Consider the following 15,767-nt stretch of genomic DNA (forward strand, 5'->3'; position numbering starts at 1 on the left):
AAAGGAAAATATGATGCAAGAGTTTAAGATTATCGAAATTAAAGAAGGTGTTTACGAAACGAATAATGCCCACGCAGAAAAGCTGCGTAAGAAGTTAAAAGAAGAAAAAAAGTTTCTTTTAAATTTGATGTCATCTCCGGGTTCGGGAAAGACGACCTTGCTGAAAGCAAGCATTGAGGCACTAAAAAAAGATTTTAGAATCGGTGTTATGGAAGCCGACCTTGATTCGGCCGTAGATGCCGAAACCATTTCACAAACAGGAGCAAAGGTAATTCAGCTCCATACGGGCGGAATGTGTCACTTGGATGCCGATATGACGGAACAAGGTTTGGAAGCTCTCGGGATTGCCGACCTTGATCTTATCTTCCTTGAAAATATAGGTAACCTGATTTGTCCCGCAGAATTCGATACGGGAGCCTTAAAGAATGTGATGATTTTAAGCGTTCCCGAAGGAGACGATAAGCCCTTAAAATATCCTCCGATGTTTCAAGTTTGCGATGTTCTTTTAATCACAAAAATGGATGCCTCAAGCTTTTTTAATTTTAGTCTTGAAAAATGTACCGAATACGTAAAAAAACTGAATCCCGATATAAAGATTTTTCCCGTTTCCGCATTAAAAGGGGACGGAATGGAAGCTTGGATTGAATGGCTGCGTTCTGCCGTAAAAGGGATTTAAGTTTATCATGTTTTTTGATAAGCGTTTTCTTTTGAAACTTTTTGACTTTATTGTACTTTATATCTATATATGGTATAAATAAATAGGAGAAATGAAAATGAAATATATTAAAACCATTATGCTTGTGTTGATTGCAGGTCTTGCTTTGACGGCATGTGCTCCAAAAGCCGATGTCTTTGTTCAGGCATCGGGAGATGTTGTGCTAACCTTGGATATTCAAACAGGGAAAACAATAGATGCCCTCATCGAAAATGCAGCTCAGTTTACCGAAGAAGAAAAGGCTAAAAGCCCTTCTATCTTTAATACCGAAGAAATAAAACAGCAGCTCGAATCTAAGGGAATCAAAGTTTTAAACATGACTACCAATTCGATAGCGGGTATAAATGCAAAAATAAAAATCATGAATAAGGACATGGATAGTGAAACCTCCTTTGTAAAAACCGATATGAAGGCAGGTCTTTTGTCCTTGAGTATAGGCCCCGACAATATAAAAGAATTTGTAAATTTGCTTTCCGAGGACGACAGGGAATATATGGAACTATTAATGGCCCCGGCTATAACGGGTGAGCCTATAGGAACTGCGGAATATGAAGAGCTTATTAAGGCTGCCTATGGAGACAAGCTGGCCTCTGATCTAAAAAAATCGAAGTTTCATGTTTCTATTACCTGTCCTAAAAAAATTAAAAGCATCAAGATTACTCCTTTCGGCCATTCTTCTAAAGATGGAAATAAGGGAACCGTGGATATTCCCCTTTCCGAATTGCTTTGTGTAAGAGACCCCATCTTCGTTGAGGTCAAATTCTAAGTCAAAGTTAAATTCTAACTTTTTGGAGGTGTTTATGTATTTCGATTATTATTATTTGGTTTTGGTTGTTCCGACTCTGCTGTTGTCATTGTATGCACAATTTAAGGTAAAGTCTGCCTTTTCAAAATACTCCCAAGTGCAGACCATGAGGAAGATATCGGGTAAGGAAGCTGCCGCCCTCCTGCTTAGATCAAATTCGATTTCTAATGTAAGTATCCAAAGGATTGGCGGAAGTTTAAGTGACCACTACGACCCATCTCATAAAGTTTTACGCCTTTCTGAACCAGTATACGATAAGACCTCGATAGCAGCCGTAGGAGTCGCTGCCCACGAAACCGGCCACGCCATTCAGGATAAGGAAAAATACGCACCCTTGGTCTTACGCAGCACTTTGGTGCCGGTTGCAAACATAGGTTCGACTGCAGGCCCTTATTTAGCTCTTGCAGGTATTATCTTTAGAATGAATTTGCTTCTCAACATAGGCATTATTCTTTTTGCCTGTGCTGTTTTATTCTATCTTATAACTCTTCCTGTTGAAATCGACGCTTCAAGGCGTGCCCTAAAAGTCTTGGAACACAATGCCGTTTTAAACCAAGAAGAACTTAAGGTTGCAAAAAAAGTTTTATCGGCTGCCGCCCTAACATACGTGGCCTCAGCCCTTACAGCTATGGCAAACTTATTGCGCTTAATTTTAATTTCGCGGGATAGAAGGTAAGCTTAATTCTTTTGAATAAGAGAAAAATAGATGGGTCCGGCTCCATCCGCCTTATCGGGAAGAAAGCGGAATCCGTATCTTGTCTTTTCGGGGAGAATGGGGCTAAGGCTATCGAGCTTATCTTCAAGCCTTACTTTTTCTTTATACTTTTTTATGAGCTTTTCAATTAAAAAATCGTTTTCTTCATCGGCGAGGGCACAGGTCGAATAAACTAAAAACCCCTTAGGTTTAAGGAGCAAAAAGGCCGCAGATAAAAGAGCCCACTGTCTTTGGCTTAAATTTTTTATGCGGGCTTCTGTCCACTGTTTAAGGTATTTTTCGTTTTGGAGCACATGCCTCTCGGAAGAGCAGGGAGCATCCAGTAAAATTCTATCATAAAGTTCTTGGCCGTAGCGGGGCATTCGGGAAGCATCATAGGAAGAAACCTTTATCCGTTTTCGAGTTTGTTTGCTTAAGTGCTCATCAAGAACCCTTATAAGCCTGTTCCGTCTGTCGGCAGAAAGTTCGTTTGCCTGTATTTCGGCATTCTCTTTAATCCTGCTTAAAAGGACTAAGGTTTTCCCTCCGGGGGCGGCACACATGTCGAGGCAGCTCCCTTCTTCAAGGACGGGCATGGCTCTTGCCGCCTGAATGCTTGCATAATCCAAATAGTAGTTTTGTATGAGGTTTTCGCTGTAGGCTTCAGGCTTCCTTTCTTCTAAAAGGGCAGCTCTTAAGCCCTGCCATCTTTCCCCAAAAATCGAAAGATAATAGCTTTCAAAGCCTTCAGCTCCGCTTAATTTTTGCTTTTTCATAGCCTCTCATTCTAAGAAGTTTTTCCGATAAATCAATCTATAAATCAACCTAGTTCAAACTCAGGATGCTTTGCGTAAAAGTCTTCAGGGATAATATCCATTAAGATTATGTCGTGCATTTTACGGTTACGGATTAGAGCTCCTCTCCTTGCGCCTACTTTTTTAAAGCCAACCTTTTCATAAGCCTTAACAGCTCTTTCATTATAAGAATATACGTTTAAGATTATGTTGTGTAAGTTTAGTTTTTGATAGGCATAGTTTATGAGAAGGCACATAGCCTCGGTACCGTATCCCTTTGACCAGTAGGCCTTGTTACCTATAAAGATACCGAGCTCAGCCGTTCTATTTATATGATTGATACTCATAAGCCCCATACTTCCTATAAGCTCATCGGTCGCTGAATCTACTATTGCGTAATTATGCTCTTTTGAAATCCTATCGATTATAATGCGCTCGGCTTCAAGGCTTATAATCGAAGAAGCAAAGTTAAGATATTCAGACACTTCCTGATCGTTTGCCCAGACAGCATATTTTTCCGCATCTTCAATCCTCATTGGGGCAAGATAACATTTTTTTCCGATAAGTTTTTTGATGTACATAACTTTCCTCGTGTTTTTTTATTGAGAAAAATTATATTTAAAAAAACGGGCATCGTCAAGAGCTTGTTTGATGCTTATTATTATGTTTACCGGTCTTACTTTGTCTTATTTTATTCCGGAATTTTTAAAATGTTTTCCTAATATTTTGGAGCCTATAAGAACTCCTGCAAAGCCCAAGACAAATGTCGCAATTAGGATGATGACTCCGAGGTATCCTGCGCTTGCTGCAATGCTTTGTTCCACCTGAGCTTCATTCATCTGCATTCTTTCAAAGCAGAATTTTTTATAATGCTCTACAAAGAAGAGGACCGGAATAACGCCTCCTGAAGCACTTCCCAAGCATATAAAGCCGCTTGCAATGGCTATCGTATACTTGTTCTTATACTTTGAGGTATTGGCTGCTATGTCGCCCAGCAAGGCTCCGATAAACATACCTATCAGCCATGGAAGATATCCCATTCCCAAAATCAAAACAATCATAATGAGCAAAAGCTGGCTGATCGTAAAGACACCGAATTTGGGAACCTTGATAGCCAAAAACAAATAAATTGTTCCGACGACAAGCCCGGTGATAGCAGGCGAAAAGGCATGTAAAAAGGGATTTATTGCCGCAGTAACAAACCCTATGACCATAAAAACCGCAATATAAACTACGGTCATTATTCCGATAAAAACAAAATCCTTTGTTTTAAATTTGTTTGACTTTTCCATAAAGTCCTCCATAATTTATAAATATGTGGAAAAAATACTTTCCAGTTTTTTATCGTTTTTTTCAAGCCTTGAATCTAAGGCTATTTTTTTATCCTTTAAAAGAATTAACCTGTTGCATATCTTAGAGATAAATTCAAAATCATGGGTTATTATAAGCACTGCAGAAGTTTCGGCTATCTCTTCGATAAGTTCTCCTACCCTGACCATATTTCCGTAATCCAAGCCGCTTGTCGGTTCATCGAGAATTGTAAGCGGGCAGCCTCGAACATAGGTGGCCGCTATTATAAGCCTTTGTTTTTGTCCCATCGAAAGAGAAAAGGGATGCTCATCTTTATAATCGTAAAGGTTGAGCTTCTTTAAGGCTTTTTCTATTTTTTCGTTTACGTTTTCAAGTTGTTTGTTTCCTATCAAGAGCTCTGAAAAAACATCGGCACCGAAAAGCTGATATTCAACATCTTGAAGAACAAAATTTGTGCGGCTCACTCTTTCCTTTTCGTTTAAAATTTTTTCTCCGAATTTAATGCTTCCGGAAGATTGGCGGTAAATACCCGATATGATTTTTGCGAGAGTTGTTTTTCCCGCTCCGTTTTTTCCGGTAAGAGCGGCAATGTCGTTTTTGTAAAGGTCTAAATTAACCGAGTTTAAAATTTCGGTTCCGTCTTTAAACGAAAACGAAATATCCGAAAGGCTGCATATTTTTTCGGCTTCCGTATCGGAGTTAAATTTATTAGGTTCATGGCCGATGGGTTCCGCTTCATTTTCATTTGTAAAAAGATGTAAACTTCTTAAACCTTTAGAATTTAACTCCGTATTTGTAAGGGCTAAAAATTCATCTCGGGTATATTCGTTTTGTATACTTCCTTCATTTATGTAGATAACTCTGTCAAAAAGATCTTTTAGATAATGAAGGCGGTGCTCCGCTATGATTATGGTAAAACCTCTTTGTTTTAAAATTTTTAAAATATCTGCCAAAATGAGGATAGAGTTAAAATCCAGATTGGACGAGGGTTCATCAAGGACTATAATCTTAGGTCTCAAGGTTAAAATCGAGGCAATAGCTATTTTTTGTTTTTGCCCGTTCGAGAGGCTCTCAAGTTTTTCGGTTAAAAGATTTTCGATATGTAAAATGGAACAAACTTCGGCAATCCTTTCTATAATTTCATCGCGGGAAATTCCGTAGTTTTCGCAAGGAAAGCTGAGTTCCGAAATTACGTCATCGGTAAAAAACTGACTCTTGGGAGACTGAAAAACCGAGCCTATATCTTTTGAAATTTTATCTATGCTGAAATTCGAAATATCTTTTTCATTGATAAAAACGGAACCTGAAAATTCTCCTTCGTAAAACCGAGGAATAAGGCCGTTGATGCATTTTGTCAGAGTAGATTTTCCGCAGCCGCTTATGCCGGTAACAAGTAAGAATTCTCCCTTTTTGATATTAAGAGAAGTCTTTTTTAAATTTGCTCTTCCGTCTTTTGAGGATTCATATATAAAAGAAACATCTTTTAATTCTACTGCCGTATTCATTTTATCGTCCTTTAAAAGAGCCTCATAAATACGGAATCGAAGTCGAATATGATTGCGGCACCGACAACAAAAATGGATGATAGGGCAAAGACATAATCGATTATTCCGAATTTGATTTTAAAAAGCTCTGCTGAAGTTTTTGGGGATTCAGCTCCTTTTACGAGGGCTGCAGCAGTCATGTCGTCTGCAAGCGAGGTTGCTCTAAAAAGAACCGGAACGAGGGCGTACTCCAGACTTTGAATCGGATGAAAAAAGATATTTTTTGTTCCTATTTCGATTCCTCTCATTTTCATGCTGTTTGTGATTATGGTCATCTCTTTTTTTATGGTAGGCAAAAAACGTACTGCAACCGTAAAGCCGAGCATTATTCCCTTGGGGAGCTTCATTTTGTTTAGAGAACTTACGAGGCTTTTTGTATCTACCTTGTTAAAAATTACCATTGCAGCCATAAGGAAGGGCAAAAATTTTTGTACACCCATGGCAATAAGCGAAACGGAGTTAATCAAAAACTGTATGGGAAGGCCGGACAGGGCTTTTATCCCAAAAGGAAGAGCGAGTGCTAAAAAGAATATGAAGATATATTTTACTGCCTTTTTATACATCTTAAAAAGGCATACAATGCCCAAAGACACCAAAAAAATAAAAATATTTGCAGAAATAGACGAAGAAACCGTAGTTATGAGTGAAAGCATAATGTTCAAAAACACTATTGTTCTCGGATCCAAGATAGTCCGTTTTTTTGAAGTGTAGACTCTTATTTGCTCTGCCAGAGCTGTAAACTCGTTTGATTTTTCGGTATAAAAGATTCCGCTTTTTATTTCCGAATTTAAGCATATCGTATTGTTAGACATGGGCGACATCTTAACCAAAAATTACAACTTTGTCAATATAGTTTTTCGTCGTCCTAGCCTTGACTATTTTTTTTATTTTCGATATAATGAACCCTAAATTTTATTATATCGCACCGATAGGAAAGGGTGCAGAAGGAGAATCGTTGGCTGAAGTAAAAGGTTTGCGGATAAATGATCAAATCCGCGTGAGAGAGGTTAGGTTAATCGGGGTTAATGGAGAACAAGCTGGTATTGTTCCCACTATTGAGGCTGTAAAAATGGCCGCAGAAGCCGGACTTGACCTTGTTGAAGTTGCGCCTACCGCGAAGCCTCCGGTTTGCAAAATAATAGATTACGGTAAATATCGATTTCAAATGGAGAAAAAGCTCCGTGACTCCAAGAAAAATCAAAAGCAGCAGATGATGAGAGAAATCAGAATGCGGCCTAAGATACACGACCATGATCTTGAGTTTAAATCCTCGCATATTAAAAAATTTCTTGACGGCGGCGATAAAGTAAAGGTAACCGTGCGTTTTTGGGGACGCGAACTTGCTCATACTGAGCTCGGTTATGAAGTTTTAAACAAGGTTTTGGAAAAACTGGGGGGTGAAGAAGCCTGTACCCTCGAGAAAAAACCTGCTATGGAAGGACGGACAATGTCTATGACATTGAGTCCAAAACAAAAAAAATAAGCTTATAATAAATTTTGGAGGTACTTATGCCTAAGATGAAGAGTAAAAGAGCTGCTAAAAAAAGATTTTCTCTTACTGCAAGCGGTAAGGTAAAATACAAGCAGATGAACAAGGGTCATATTATGACTAAAAAATCTCAAAAACGGGTTCGCCGTCTTAAGAAATCGGCCATTCTTTCAGAGGCTGACAGCATGAAGATGCGCAAGCAGCTATTACCCTACGGTTAATTTATTTGAAATAGAAGTCAGGAGTTTATAATGTCAAGATCAACAAGCAGTGATAGAAGAATTACAAGAAGAAAAGCTATATTAAAGCAAGCCAAGGGCTTTAGAGGCCGCCGCGGTACCAACTTTAAGGCTGCCCGCGATGCAGTTCGAAAGGCCTTGCTTCACAGCTATGTAGGACGGAAAGATAAAAAAAGCGATATGAGGCAGATATGGATTACCCGTATCAATGCAGCCGTTAGAGCTGAGGGTATTACCTATTCACGCTTTATAGCCGGAATGAACAAGGCCGGAATCCAATTAAACAGAAAGGCCCTTTCAAACATGGCTATCGAAGATCCTACCGCTTTTAAGGCTGTAGTGGAAGCTTCAAAAAAGGCCTTAGGAGTCTGATATGCTCAATCTCGATCAGGTAAGGCTCCTTGAAAACAAGGTAGAAAGGGCTGTACAGATGATAAAAAGCCTTCATACCGAAAAAGATGCTCTAAAAAAGGAAATTGAAGCTAGAGATAGACGAATTTCCGAGTTGGAGAAGCTTATAATAGTTTTTAAGGATGACCAATCTAAGATCGAGGAAGGAATAATCAACGCACTTAACCAATTAAGTGCGTTTGAAGATGCCTCTTATACAAAAAAACATGAAACGAGGCCTTCTGCCTCTGAATTGGAAACCGCAGCCCCTGTTTCAGCCGGATCTAAACCGGAGCCTTTTTCTACGCCTTCTACTAAAACCTCTTCACAACAAGCTCCCGCTGCAGATCCTGTTTCGGAAGAACCTGTTTCCGATAATCTTCAAAAAGACCTTGATGATGTACTGGGACAATCCTCCGATGCAAGTAAACAGATGGATATATTTTAGGTAAAATGAGCAAAGGACAATTAAATATCGACGTATTGGGAACTTCCTTTGCCATTCAAGCCAATGAAACCGATGAATATCTGAGCCGAATTTACAATCACTATCTAAATGTTTTAGACCAAGTGAAGCAAACTTCTAAGGTTTCCGACCCTTTAAAACTTGCCATTCTTACAGGTATTTTGGTTACCGATGAGCTATACAAGGAAGAATTTTCAGGGCAAAATTCACAAGAGCTTATCCAAAAGGCCTGTGACATGGAAAAATCCGCTATGAGGATGATCGAAAAAATCAATGAGGTAATATGAAAATCTGGGTAGATGCCGACTCGTGCCCTGTAAGAATAAGACAAATTACGGCTAAGGCCGGAGAACGTCTAAAGCTGCCTGTAATCTTTGCGGCAAACAGGGAAATACCGGTACCTAAGGGTGCAAGCATGGTTGTCACCGAAAACACGGAGCAGGCTGCCGACCTATACATAACCGAAAACTCGGTTGAGGGCGATTTGGCTATAACTAGGGATATTCCCTTGGCGAAACTTTTGGTAGATAAGGGGCTTTATGTGATAAATGACAGGGGGACGATTTTTACCCGCGACAACATAAATACCTATCTATCTGCAAGGAATTTTATGTATGAGCTGCAGGCCAACGGCCTCGCTCCCGAAAAAACAAACTCTTTCGGCAAAAAAGAGATTCAAAAATTTTCAAATCTTTTGGACAGCCTTTTAGCTAAGGCCTTAAAACAAAGGCCTCTTGGTTCAAGGTTTTAAGTCCTTATTGTACTTTTAGGGAGAAAATGATATTATAAGCAAATGAAAAATAAATTTATTTTGATGTTCATGCTTTGTCTTATTTTTATAAGCTGTAAACAAGATCCTGATCTTTATTTATATGATGACATGGATAACTTAAAAGACGAGCAAAAAACTCTTATTGAAGTATTAAAAAAGACGGAAAGCAAGGAAATGAGCTTTGCCGTTAAGGATAGAATAGCAAAAAATCTCAAGGTTAAAAAGAAAAATAAACTTTTGATTGTCTTTTTAAGTTCTCTTGTAGAAAACGATCCTGATGACACTTATAAAGGTTATTGGCTTTTAATGCTGGCAAATGAATATATGGAACAAAAAATGAATGAGCCGGCTGCCTATTTTTTTGAAAGGGTTATAAAACTTGATAAGGATATGGAAATTTCGGGTAAGTCGATTCAATATTTAAGTTTAAAAAATTTGATAAATATAACGAATGATCCTAAACGCCTTGTAGAGTACTATTCTCTTTTGCTTTCCAACTTTTATGACAGCATTGATCCTGCTTATTCCTATTTTATGCTTGCACAAAATTACGAAAAGCTAGGAGAATGGAATTTGGCCATTCAAAGCTATTCAAAATTTATAGGTCTCGGCCGTTTTGATTTGATTATCCCGGGCATCCCCGATAATTACGGTTATGCCCGAAAAATCGTAGACTACAGCTCTTCAACAAAGAGCTGGACAATGGAAAGCCTTGATGAGCTTTTGTCCGTTATTAAATCGGCAATTCAGAGGAAGGACTATGATACCTTGGAGCGTTACCGTTCAAAGGTAAACTTTTTTTCTATGGCGTGGAAACAGGAGCTTTCCGATATTTACGGTTCCCCGGATTTTTCTTTAAGAAATTTTATGTACGGAACTTATATAAAAATAGAACCTGAGATTGATCCTTCTTCTACACCGCATGAGGCCTATCTTAAAACTTCGGGCTGGAATCAGTATTCAAGAATATGGTACCTGTATTTTAGAAAGGTAAACTTTCCGGCAGATCCCGAAATTCACGGAAGATGGGAATGGGCAGGTATTTACTACGGAGAAAAAATTTAGTGAAGACTCGGATTTTTTTTATAGTCTTTGTTTTTTTAGGTTTTGATTTAATTCACGCAGCCTCTTTAAATTTTACAAAGGACGAATCCGTAAAACTTAGGCAGCTTAATAAATCGAATCTCTCTTATAACCGCCAAAAATCGCTTCACGGTACGGTTATTGTGTCTTCAAAATATCCTCTAATTGAAAAGTTTAGAAATCAATATCTGAATGAAAACGGTTTAAGGTATTTGGAAGCGATTATGAAAAGGTCGAGCCCTTACCGCAATTTTATTATTGAAGAATTGCGCAGAGAAAATCTCCCTCCCGAACTTTTGTTTTTACCGGTTATAGAGTCGGGGTTTTCGCCTAAGGCTGTGTCAAAATCGGGGGCTGTAGGTATTTGGCAATTTATGCGGAACAGTATAGGCGGCTATGATATTCATATAGATGAATGGATTGATGAAAGGCGGGATCCGTGGAAGACCAGCACTGCAGCAGTAAAAAAACTTAGATGGAATTATAATTATTATAATGACTGGTACTTGGCTCTTGCAGCTTATAATTGCGGGGTAGGGGCTTTGGATAAGGCTATAAAGAAGGCAGGAAGCCGAAACTATTGGTATCTGGCCGAAAAAAAATTCTTAAAGACGGAAACCTCTCTCTATGTTGCCAAATTCTTAGCTATTGCGGAAATTCTTATGAATAGCGAAAAATACGGTATTGATTGGGGAGATGCTCTTGATTATGAAGCCACAGAGATTATCCCGATAAAACGCTCTATTGATGTTATTTTGCTTGCAGAAAAAGTTAAGGCTGATACGGACCTTTTTTCGGCTCTTAATCCTTCTTTGAAATTTAATATTACTCCGCCCAATCTAAAATATAATTTGCGTATTCCCTTGGAATATAAAGAGGCTGTCCAAGATTTGCTTGAAAAAAACACCCTTCTTATAAAATATTACAGTTATAAGATAAGATCCGGCGATACTCTTTATGCCTTGTCAAAACACTATGGCGTAAGCATCAAGTCGATTATGAACTATAATCCCGGCATTAATGCTTCCGCTCTTAAGATAGGGCAGGTACTTAAAATACCGGCTTTAAAAACCGTAAATTCGTATAGGCGTAAAAATGACGATCAAAATGTAGAATTTAAGGATACATATGTAATTAAACAGGGCGACACCTTATGGTCCATAGCCTTAAAATATGATGTCCAAGTCGAAACCCTCGCCGAAAAAAACGGCATAGAGGTAAATTCGGTGCTTTCCTTAGGTCAAAAACTAAAGGTGCCGATAATAAACTGATAAGCGGAGATAAAGCAAATGAATAAATTTTTAAATAAAAACACGGTTTTAAAAAGTGCCAAAGGCTTAAGCGGCTTTTTTTTGTTTTTTTTCCTTTTTAGTTTAGCCCTAAATGCCTATGAGCCTGTCCTTCAATCCTCTTCCGTTCAAAATTGGGAAAAGGGCACAATCGAATCCTTAATAAAACTTGATATGAATAAAAGCGGTTTTTATCTTCCAAGTGATAGGGATGCGGCTTTTAACACAATAGAAAAATACATGCCTTCCCTTTTAAAGGATATTTATCTTTCCGTTATAGTTGACTCTTCCCACCGCTTGGGAAACTATCTTGCCGAAGAAAAAGTAAACTTAAACACCATAAATAAGATAATTGAAAAAGGGAATTATAAAAATCCTCATTTTTCAAATGATATGTCCAATGCCTTGATAAAAACAAGTACTGAACTGCATGAAATTGCAAAGCTGTTTATCAAGCACAATACGCCCTATGTTCCATCGATTCCTCCAAGCACGACTGTCAGCAAGGTGTATACGGGGATTTTAATAGATGCCAGAGGCTTGCTGCCTGTGCACGGAGAATATACAAAGGAAAAACTTCAGCCATGTATTTTTCCGAAAGTTTGGAACACCGATATGTCCACCATATATGAAAAGAACATGGTAGATCCTAAAATTGCAAAAAAAATGGGCATAGTTTTATATTCTTCAACTCTTAATGAAGAGCTGTATAGAGAATATGTAGGTACCGAGCCCTTGCGTATAATAGCGAGAGGCGTTTTCGGCCAAAATAGAACCGATCCGATTATTTCGATGGAGGATAGCAGCCGTATTTTGTCAAGGCCTGAAAACTTAAAACTTTTACAGGAAGGAAAAGTCGTTATCATCTGCGATGAGGATATGCTCCATGTTACAGAGCCCTTTACTCCGCCTGATGAAAACTATTACTTTGCTTATCATGATATTGAACTCTTACTTGAAAAGCATAAAGAAAAAGGGATTACGCTATCAAATCCGAAAAACATATTAAAGATAGTAATGTTTGATATACGGTTTGTGGCTGATATGCCCGATGTCCTTCCTGAAGAGATGGGAAAGATAGATCTAATTGCCGAAGCTCTTTTAAAATTGGGCCCTTATACAAAATTTTTAATTGAAGGTCACACGGCAGACCTTAACAAGCCTGAGGACGAAAAAATTCTTTCGGTTCAAAGGGCGGAAAGAATTGCAGACGAAATTTCAAAAAGGGGAATTGACCGCTCAAGGATAATGACAGCAGGCTATGGAAGCACAAGGCCCGTGGCCCCCAGTAATAATGAGACAAATATGGCAAAAAACCGCCGTGTCGAGATTACGGTAATCCGTGAATAAACGCTTATATTAAGTTAATTTTAAATGATGATACTTTTTTTAATATCGTTTGTTTAGAATGTGTTAAAAATACGGTTTAAATAAAATTTGGAGAATAAAATGACAAAAAAAATTAAGACAAAATCCTATGTTTTTAATTTACTAATTTTAACGGCTGCAATTTCTTTGCTTTTTTCTTGTTCCAGTCTTCCGACTGATGAAACTGTTCCTGCAAATCTTACCCCCATTGAGTTAAACCAAAGGGCGCAAGCAGAACTTGATAACGGTTCTTTAAGAAATGCCCTTGAATATTATAAAATAGTAATAAAACGATACGGCACTGACGCCTCTACCAGAACAGCCGCGGAATATGAGATAGCTCATATCTATATAAGTCAAAAAAAATGGCTTGAAGCCGACGATATGCTTAAAGCTATTATAGATAGATACGAGATGGCCGGAGGGGCGGGGCTTGCACCCAAGTATTTGGTTCTTGCACGAAAGGACTATAAAAGGACTCAAGAGTACATCCAAAAACATAATTTGAGAAAAACAAAGGCAAAATCTGAAGAACAAGTTTAATCGGGCTTATCCTATAGCCTTTTTTCTATCCATTCAAAGATATCGGCCTTAACTTCTTCCTTATTGGTCTCGTTTAAGATTTCATGGCGGGCTCCTTCATAGAGCTTTAAGTTAAGGTCGCTTATACCATTGGCCTTGTAAATATCATATAGCTTTTTTACGCTCTTACCTAGGTTTGAAACAGGATCCCTATCGCCTGAAGTAATGAGGATGGGCAGCTCATTTGGAATCTTTACCATTTCGGTACTCGTGTGTGTTTGTTTTAATCCTTTAATCAGGTCTTGGTAAAAACCTACAGTGCACACAAAGCCGCAAAATTCATCATCAATATATTTTTTTACCTCTTTTTCATCTCTTGAAAGCCAGTCAAAATTTGTTTTGGGGGAATCAACCGTCTTATTATAGGCTCCAAAACTCAGTTTATCCATAAATTTGGAGGTTTTTTTTCTTCCCGAAAAGAGCTTGTTTAAGCCGGCGGCAAGACCTGCGATTTTCAGCATAGGGTTTGGGCCTGCACTTCCTACTAAGATAGCAGCTTTTACGGTTTTTCCGTAGTTTTCTATATAGTTCTGAGTTATAAAAGACCCGAATGAATGGCCGAGTATTATAATCGGAATATCCTGATAAATTTTTTGAATTTCATCATTGATTTCTTTTTGATCTTCTACTACCCGTTTAAAGCCGTCTTTATCTGCAAGATAACCTTTAAGCATTATTTTTCCGCAAGTTTTACCGTGACCTCGGTGGTCCGATGCAAACACCGTAAACCCCTTTGTACAAGCATCTTCGGCAAAGTCTGCATATCTTAAAGCGTGCTCAGCCATTCCGTGGACTATATGAATTACAGCCTTAGGCTTTTTTTTAGGAAGCCATTGATGAACTGCAACAGCCGATCCGTCGCTCATTGTTTGATAAATTGTCTGCATAAATTCTCCCCCATAAAAATAGTATAATCCATAAAAATAAAATTTTCAATAATTTTTTTATAAATTTTATTTTTTGAATAAACGGTAAAATTTCATGTGTTTAAGATGCTGATTGATTTTTTTGCTTTAATATGGTATAAATCATCAGATAAATTTTTATTTATGGGGAAAGTATGGAGCGTATAAAAAATATCTTAAAGGCTATAAAAAATTCTGCAAGTTATAAAAATGAAAATTTTGTTTATTTTTTGGTATCGGTTATTTTGATAGGCGGAATTTTATTTGCTACCAGACAAAAAATTGTCAATTATCCTTATGATTCAATTGAGAATTTTAAGACAATGATAACTGTCATAGAAAAACCTGTAATTATTGAGGGCGAAGGTTCTGAAGGCTTTTTTACTTCAGGAAGAAAAGTTACTTTAAACCCTTATAAAATCGGAAAGTATGAAGTTTCCTATTCATTTTGGAATGAGGTCTATGAGTGGATTCTCAAAGAAAGCGAGCATGAATATCAGTTTCAATCTTTAGGCCAGCCGGGCATCTATATGGGACATTCGGCAAATCCTGAAGAAATGTATGAAATTCCGGAGCTAAAGAAAAAGGCAGAAGAAATGGGAAAGTCCTATAATACGGTAAAGGCCGGAGTTTATCCTGCAACAAAAATGTCGTGGAGTGATGCTATTATTTGGTGTAATGCTTTAAGCGAAAAAGAAGGTCTTGATCCTGTTTATTACTATGACGGAAAAGTTTTGCGTACTGCTTTGGATATTACAAAAAGCGAAAGCCCCGATGTCCGGATGGGAAATAACGGTTACCGCCTTCCGACTGAGGCTGAATGGGAATTCGCTGCCAGAGGCGGAGATATGGAGGCTGCTGATTGGAATTTCGGTTTTGCTGGAACCGATGACATTGAAAAAGCCGGAGAATATACTTGGTATAGAGATAACAGTTCTCTATTTAATATAGGTTCATCAGGGGAAATTATAGATATTCATCCCATAGGTCAAAAAAAGCCTAATAGGTTAGGGCTCTATGATATGTCAGGAAATTGCTGGGAATGGTGTTTTGACAGATATAATAGCAGGCTGCCCGGAGAATTTATAGATCCTATCAATAATATGGGAGCTCGTCCCCGTATTATAAAAAGCGGTTCTGCAAGAAATCCGCCTGCCTTTGCCCGAGTAAAATCCTGGGGCTATGCCACTCCCGTAAATCCGGGATATATTTTGGGTTTTAGATTAGCCCAAACAATTGTAAAAGATAATCAATAATTCCTCGCAATTATAGTTGACATGATTTTAATATATGAATAAAATATTCGGGTTATAATTTTAAT

Annotated in this window: 20 protein-coding genes; 14 read left to right on the plus strand and 6 right to left on the minus strand. The window is 38.1% G+C overall.

All coding sequences use genetic code 11. The features are described 5' to 3' along the window. Positions 1-13 precede the first annotated feature (13 nt). The 3 genes from hypB to HYB91_RS02840 all read left to right on the plus strand — a co-directional run bounded on the left by hypB (position 14) and on the right by HYB91_RS02840 (position 2,196). A complete protein-coding gene (gene hypB / locus HYB91_RS02830) occupies positions 14-676 on the plus strand; it encodes a hydrogenase nickel incorporation protein HypB (protein WP_002675608.1) in 663 nt (220 codons plus the stop codon). A gap of 97 nt (positions 677-773) precedes the next feature. Beyond that, on the plus strand, positions 774-1,481 hold the full coding sequence (locus HYB91_RS02835; protein WP_002675607.1) for a hypothetical protein: 708 nt from the start codon (positions 774-776) through the stop codon (positions 1,479-1,481). A gap of 34 nt (positions 1,482-1,515) precedes the next feature. Continuing rightward, positions 1,516-2,196, plus strand: a complete 681-nt coding sequence (locus HYB91_RS02840; RefSeq protein WP_002675606.1) for a zinc metallopeptidase — start codon at positions 1,516-1,518, stop codon at positions 2,194-2,196. 2 nt (positions 2,197-2,198) lie between these two features. Here HYB91_RS02840 and HYB91_RS02845 read toward each other — a convergent pair whose 3' ends face one another. The 5 genes from HYB91_RS02845 to HYB91_RS02865 form a co-directional block, all read right to left on the minus strand. After that, on the minus strand, positions 2,199-2,990 hold the full coding sequence (locus HYB91_RS02845; RefSeq protein ID WP_002675605.1) for a class I SAM-dependent methyltransferase: 792 nt from the start codon (positions 2,988-2,990) through the stop codon (positions 2,199-2,201). Between the two features lie 44 nt (positions 2,991-3,034). After that, a complete protein-coding gene (locus tag HYB91_RS02850; RefSeq protein ID WP_002675603.1) occupies positions 3,035-3,589 on the minus strand; it encodes a GNAT family N-acetyltransferase in 555 nt (184 codons plus the stop codon). 105 nt (positions 3,590-3,694) lie between these two features. Next, complete coding sequence (locus tag HYB91_RS02855; RefSeq protein ID WP_002668121.1) at positions 3,695-4,300, minus strand: MptD family putative ECF transporter S component; 606 nt, start codon at positions 4,298-4,300, stop codon at positions 3,695-3,697. Between the two features lie 15 nt (positions 4,301-4,315). After that, positions 4,316-5,824 carry an ABC transporter ATP-binding protein gene (locus tag HYB91_RS02860; protein ID WP_253719615.1) on the minus strand — a complete coding sequence of 503 codons (1,509 nt, stop codon included), beginning with the start codon at positions 5,822-5,824 and terminating at the stop codon, positions 4,316-4,318. An 11-nt stretch (positions 5,825-5,835) separates the two neighbouring features. Next, complete coding sequence (locus HYB91_RS02865; RefSeq protein ID WP_253701052.1) at positions 5,836-6,684, minus strand: energy-coupling factor transporter transmembrane component T; 849 nt, start codon at positions 6,682-6,684, stop codon at positions 5,836-5,838. A 77-nt stretch (positions 6,685-6,761) separates the two neighbouring features. On the opposite strand from HYB91_RS02865, the gene infC reads away from it, so the two are divergent. The 10 genes from infC to HYB91_RS02915 all read left to right on the plus strand — a co-directional run bounded on the left by infC (position 6,762) and on the right by HYB91_RS02915 (position 13,502). Then, positions 6,762-7,346 (plus strand): translation initiation factor IF-3, encoded by a 585-nt coding sequence (gene infC / locus HYB91_RS02870; RefSeq protein WP_253719617.1) that lies wholly within the window; start codon positions 6,762-6,764, stop codon positions 7,344-7,346. Between the two features lie 26 nt (positions 7,347-7,372). Then, a complete protein-coding gene (rpmI, locus tag HYB91_RS02875) occupies positions 7,373-7,573 on the plus strand; it encodes a 50S ribosomal protein L35 (RefSeq protein WP_002668131.1) in 201 nt (66 codons plus the stop codon). A 30-nt stretch (positions 7,574-7,603) separates the two neighbouring features. Beyond that, positions 7,604-7,963, plus strand: a complete 360-nt coding sequence (rplT, locus tag HYB91_RS02880; protein ID WP_002668132.1) for a 50S ribosomal protein L20 — start codon at positions 7,604-7,606, stop codon at positions 7,961-7,963. A 1-nt stretch (position 7,964) separates the two neighbouring features. Next, on the plus strand, positions 7,965-8,429 hold the full coding sequence (locus HYB91_RS02885) for a cell division protein ZapB (RefSeq protein ID WP_253719618.1): 465 nt from the start codon (positions 7,965-7,967) through the stop codon (positions 8,427-8,429). Positions 8,430-8,434: 5 nt separating this feature from the next. Continuing rightward, positions 8,435-8,734, plus strand: coding sequence for a cell division protein ZapA (gene zapA, locus HYB91_RS02890; protein WP_002668137.1), 300 nt, complete (start codon positions 8,435-8,437; stop codon positions 8,732-8,734). Further along, positions 8,731-9,198 (plus strand): YaiI/YqxD family protein, encoded by a 468-nt coding sequence (locus tag HYB91_RS02895; RefSeq protein WP_253719619.1) that lies wholly within the window; start codon positions 8,731-8,733, stop codon positions 9,196-9,198. Before zapA ends, HYB91_RS02895 begins: the two co-directional genes overlap by 4 nt. Positions 9,199-9,240: 42 nt before the next feature. Then, positions 9,241-10,284 (plus strand): tetratricopeptide repeat protein, encoded by a 1,044-nt coding sequence (locus tag HYB91_RS02900; RefSeq protein WP_002668143.1) that lies wholly within the window; start codon positions 9,241-9,243, stop codon positions 10,282-10,284. Further along, the gene (locus tag HYB91_RS02905; RefSeq protein WP_253703083.1) at positions 10,284-11,573 is read left to right on the plus strand and encodes a lytic transglycosylase domain-containing protein; all 1,290 of its coding nucleotides are present in this window, start codon (positions 10,284-10,286) and stop codon (positions 11,571-11,573) included. Before HYB91_RS02900 ends, HYB91_RS02905 begins: the two co-directional genes overlap by 1 nt. A gap of 18 nt (positions 11,574-11,591) precedes the next feature. After that, entirely contained in the window at positions 11,592-12,941 is a 1,350-nt protein-coding gene (locus HYB91_RS02910) for an OmpA family protein (RefSeq protein WP_253719620.1), read from the plus strand. A gap of 99 nt (positions 12,942-13,040) precedes the next feature. Further along, on the plus strand, positions 13,041-13,502 hold the full coding sequence (locus tag HYB91_RS02915) for an outer membrane protein assembly factor BamD (RefSeq protein ID WP_002674554.1): 462 nt from the start codon (positions 13,041-13,043) through the stop codon (positions 13,500-13,502). An 11-nt stretch (positions 13,503-13,513) separates the two neighbouring features. On the opposite strand, the gene HYB91_RS02920 is transcribed toward HYB91_RS02915, so the two are convergent. Beyond that, entirely contained in the window at positions 13,514-14,428 is a 915-nt protein-coding gene (locus HYB91_RS02920) for an alpha/beta hydrolase (RefSeq protein WP_002675594.1), read from the minus strand. Between the two features lie 173 nt (positions 14,429-14,601). Here HYB91_RS02920 and HYB91_RS02925 point away from each other — a divergent pair, with 173 nt between their 5' ends. Further along, positions 14,602-15,702, plus strand: a complete 1,101-nt coding sequence (locus tag HYB91_RS02925) for a formylglycine-generating enzyme family protein (protein ID WP_002675593.1) — start codon at positions 14,602-14,604, stop codon at positions 15,700-15,702. The last annotated feature ends 65 nt before the right edge of the window (positions 15,703-15,767 follow it).

This window comes from Treponema sp. B152, from assembly GCF_024181665.1.
Taxonomy (GTDB): domain Bacteria; phylum Spirochaetota; class Spirochaetia; order Treponematales; family Treponemataceae; genus Treponema_B; species Treponema_B denticola.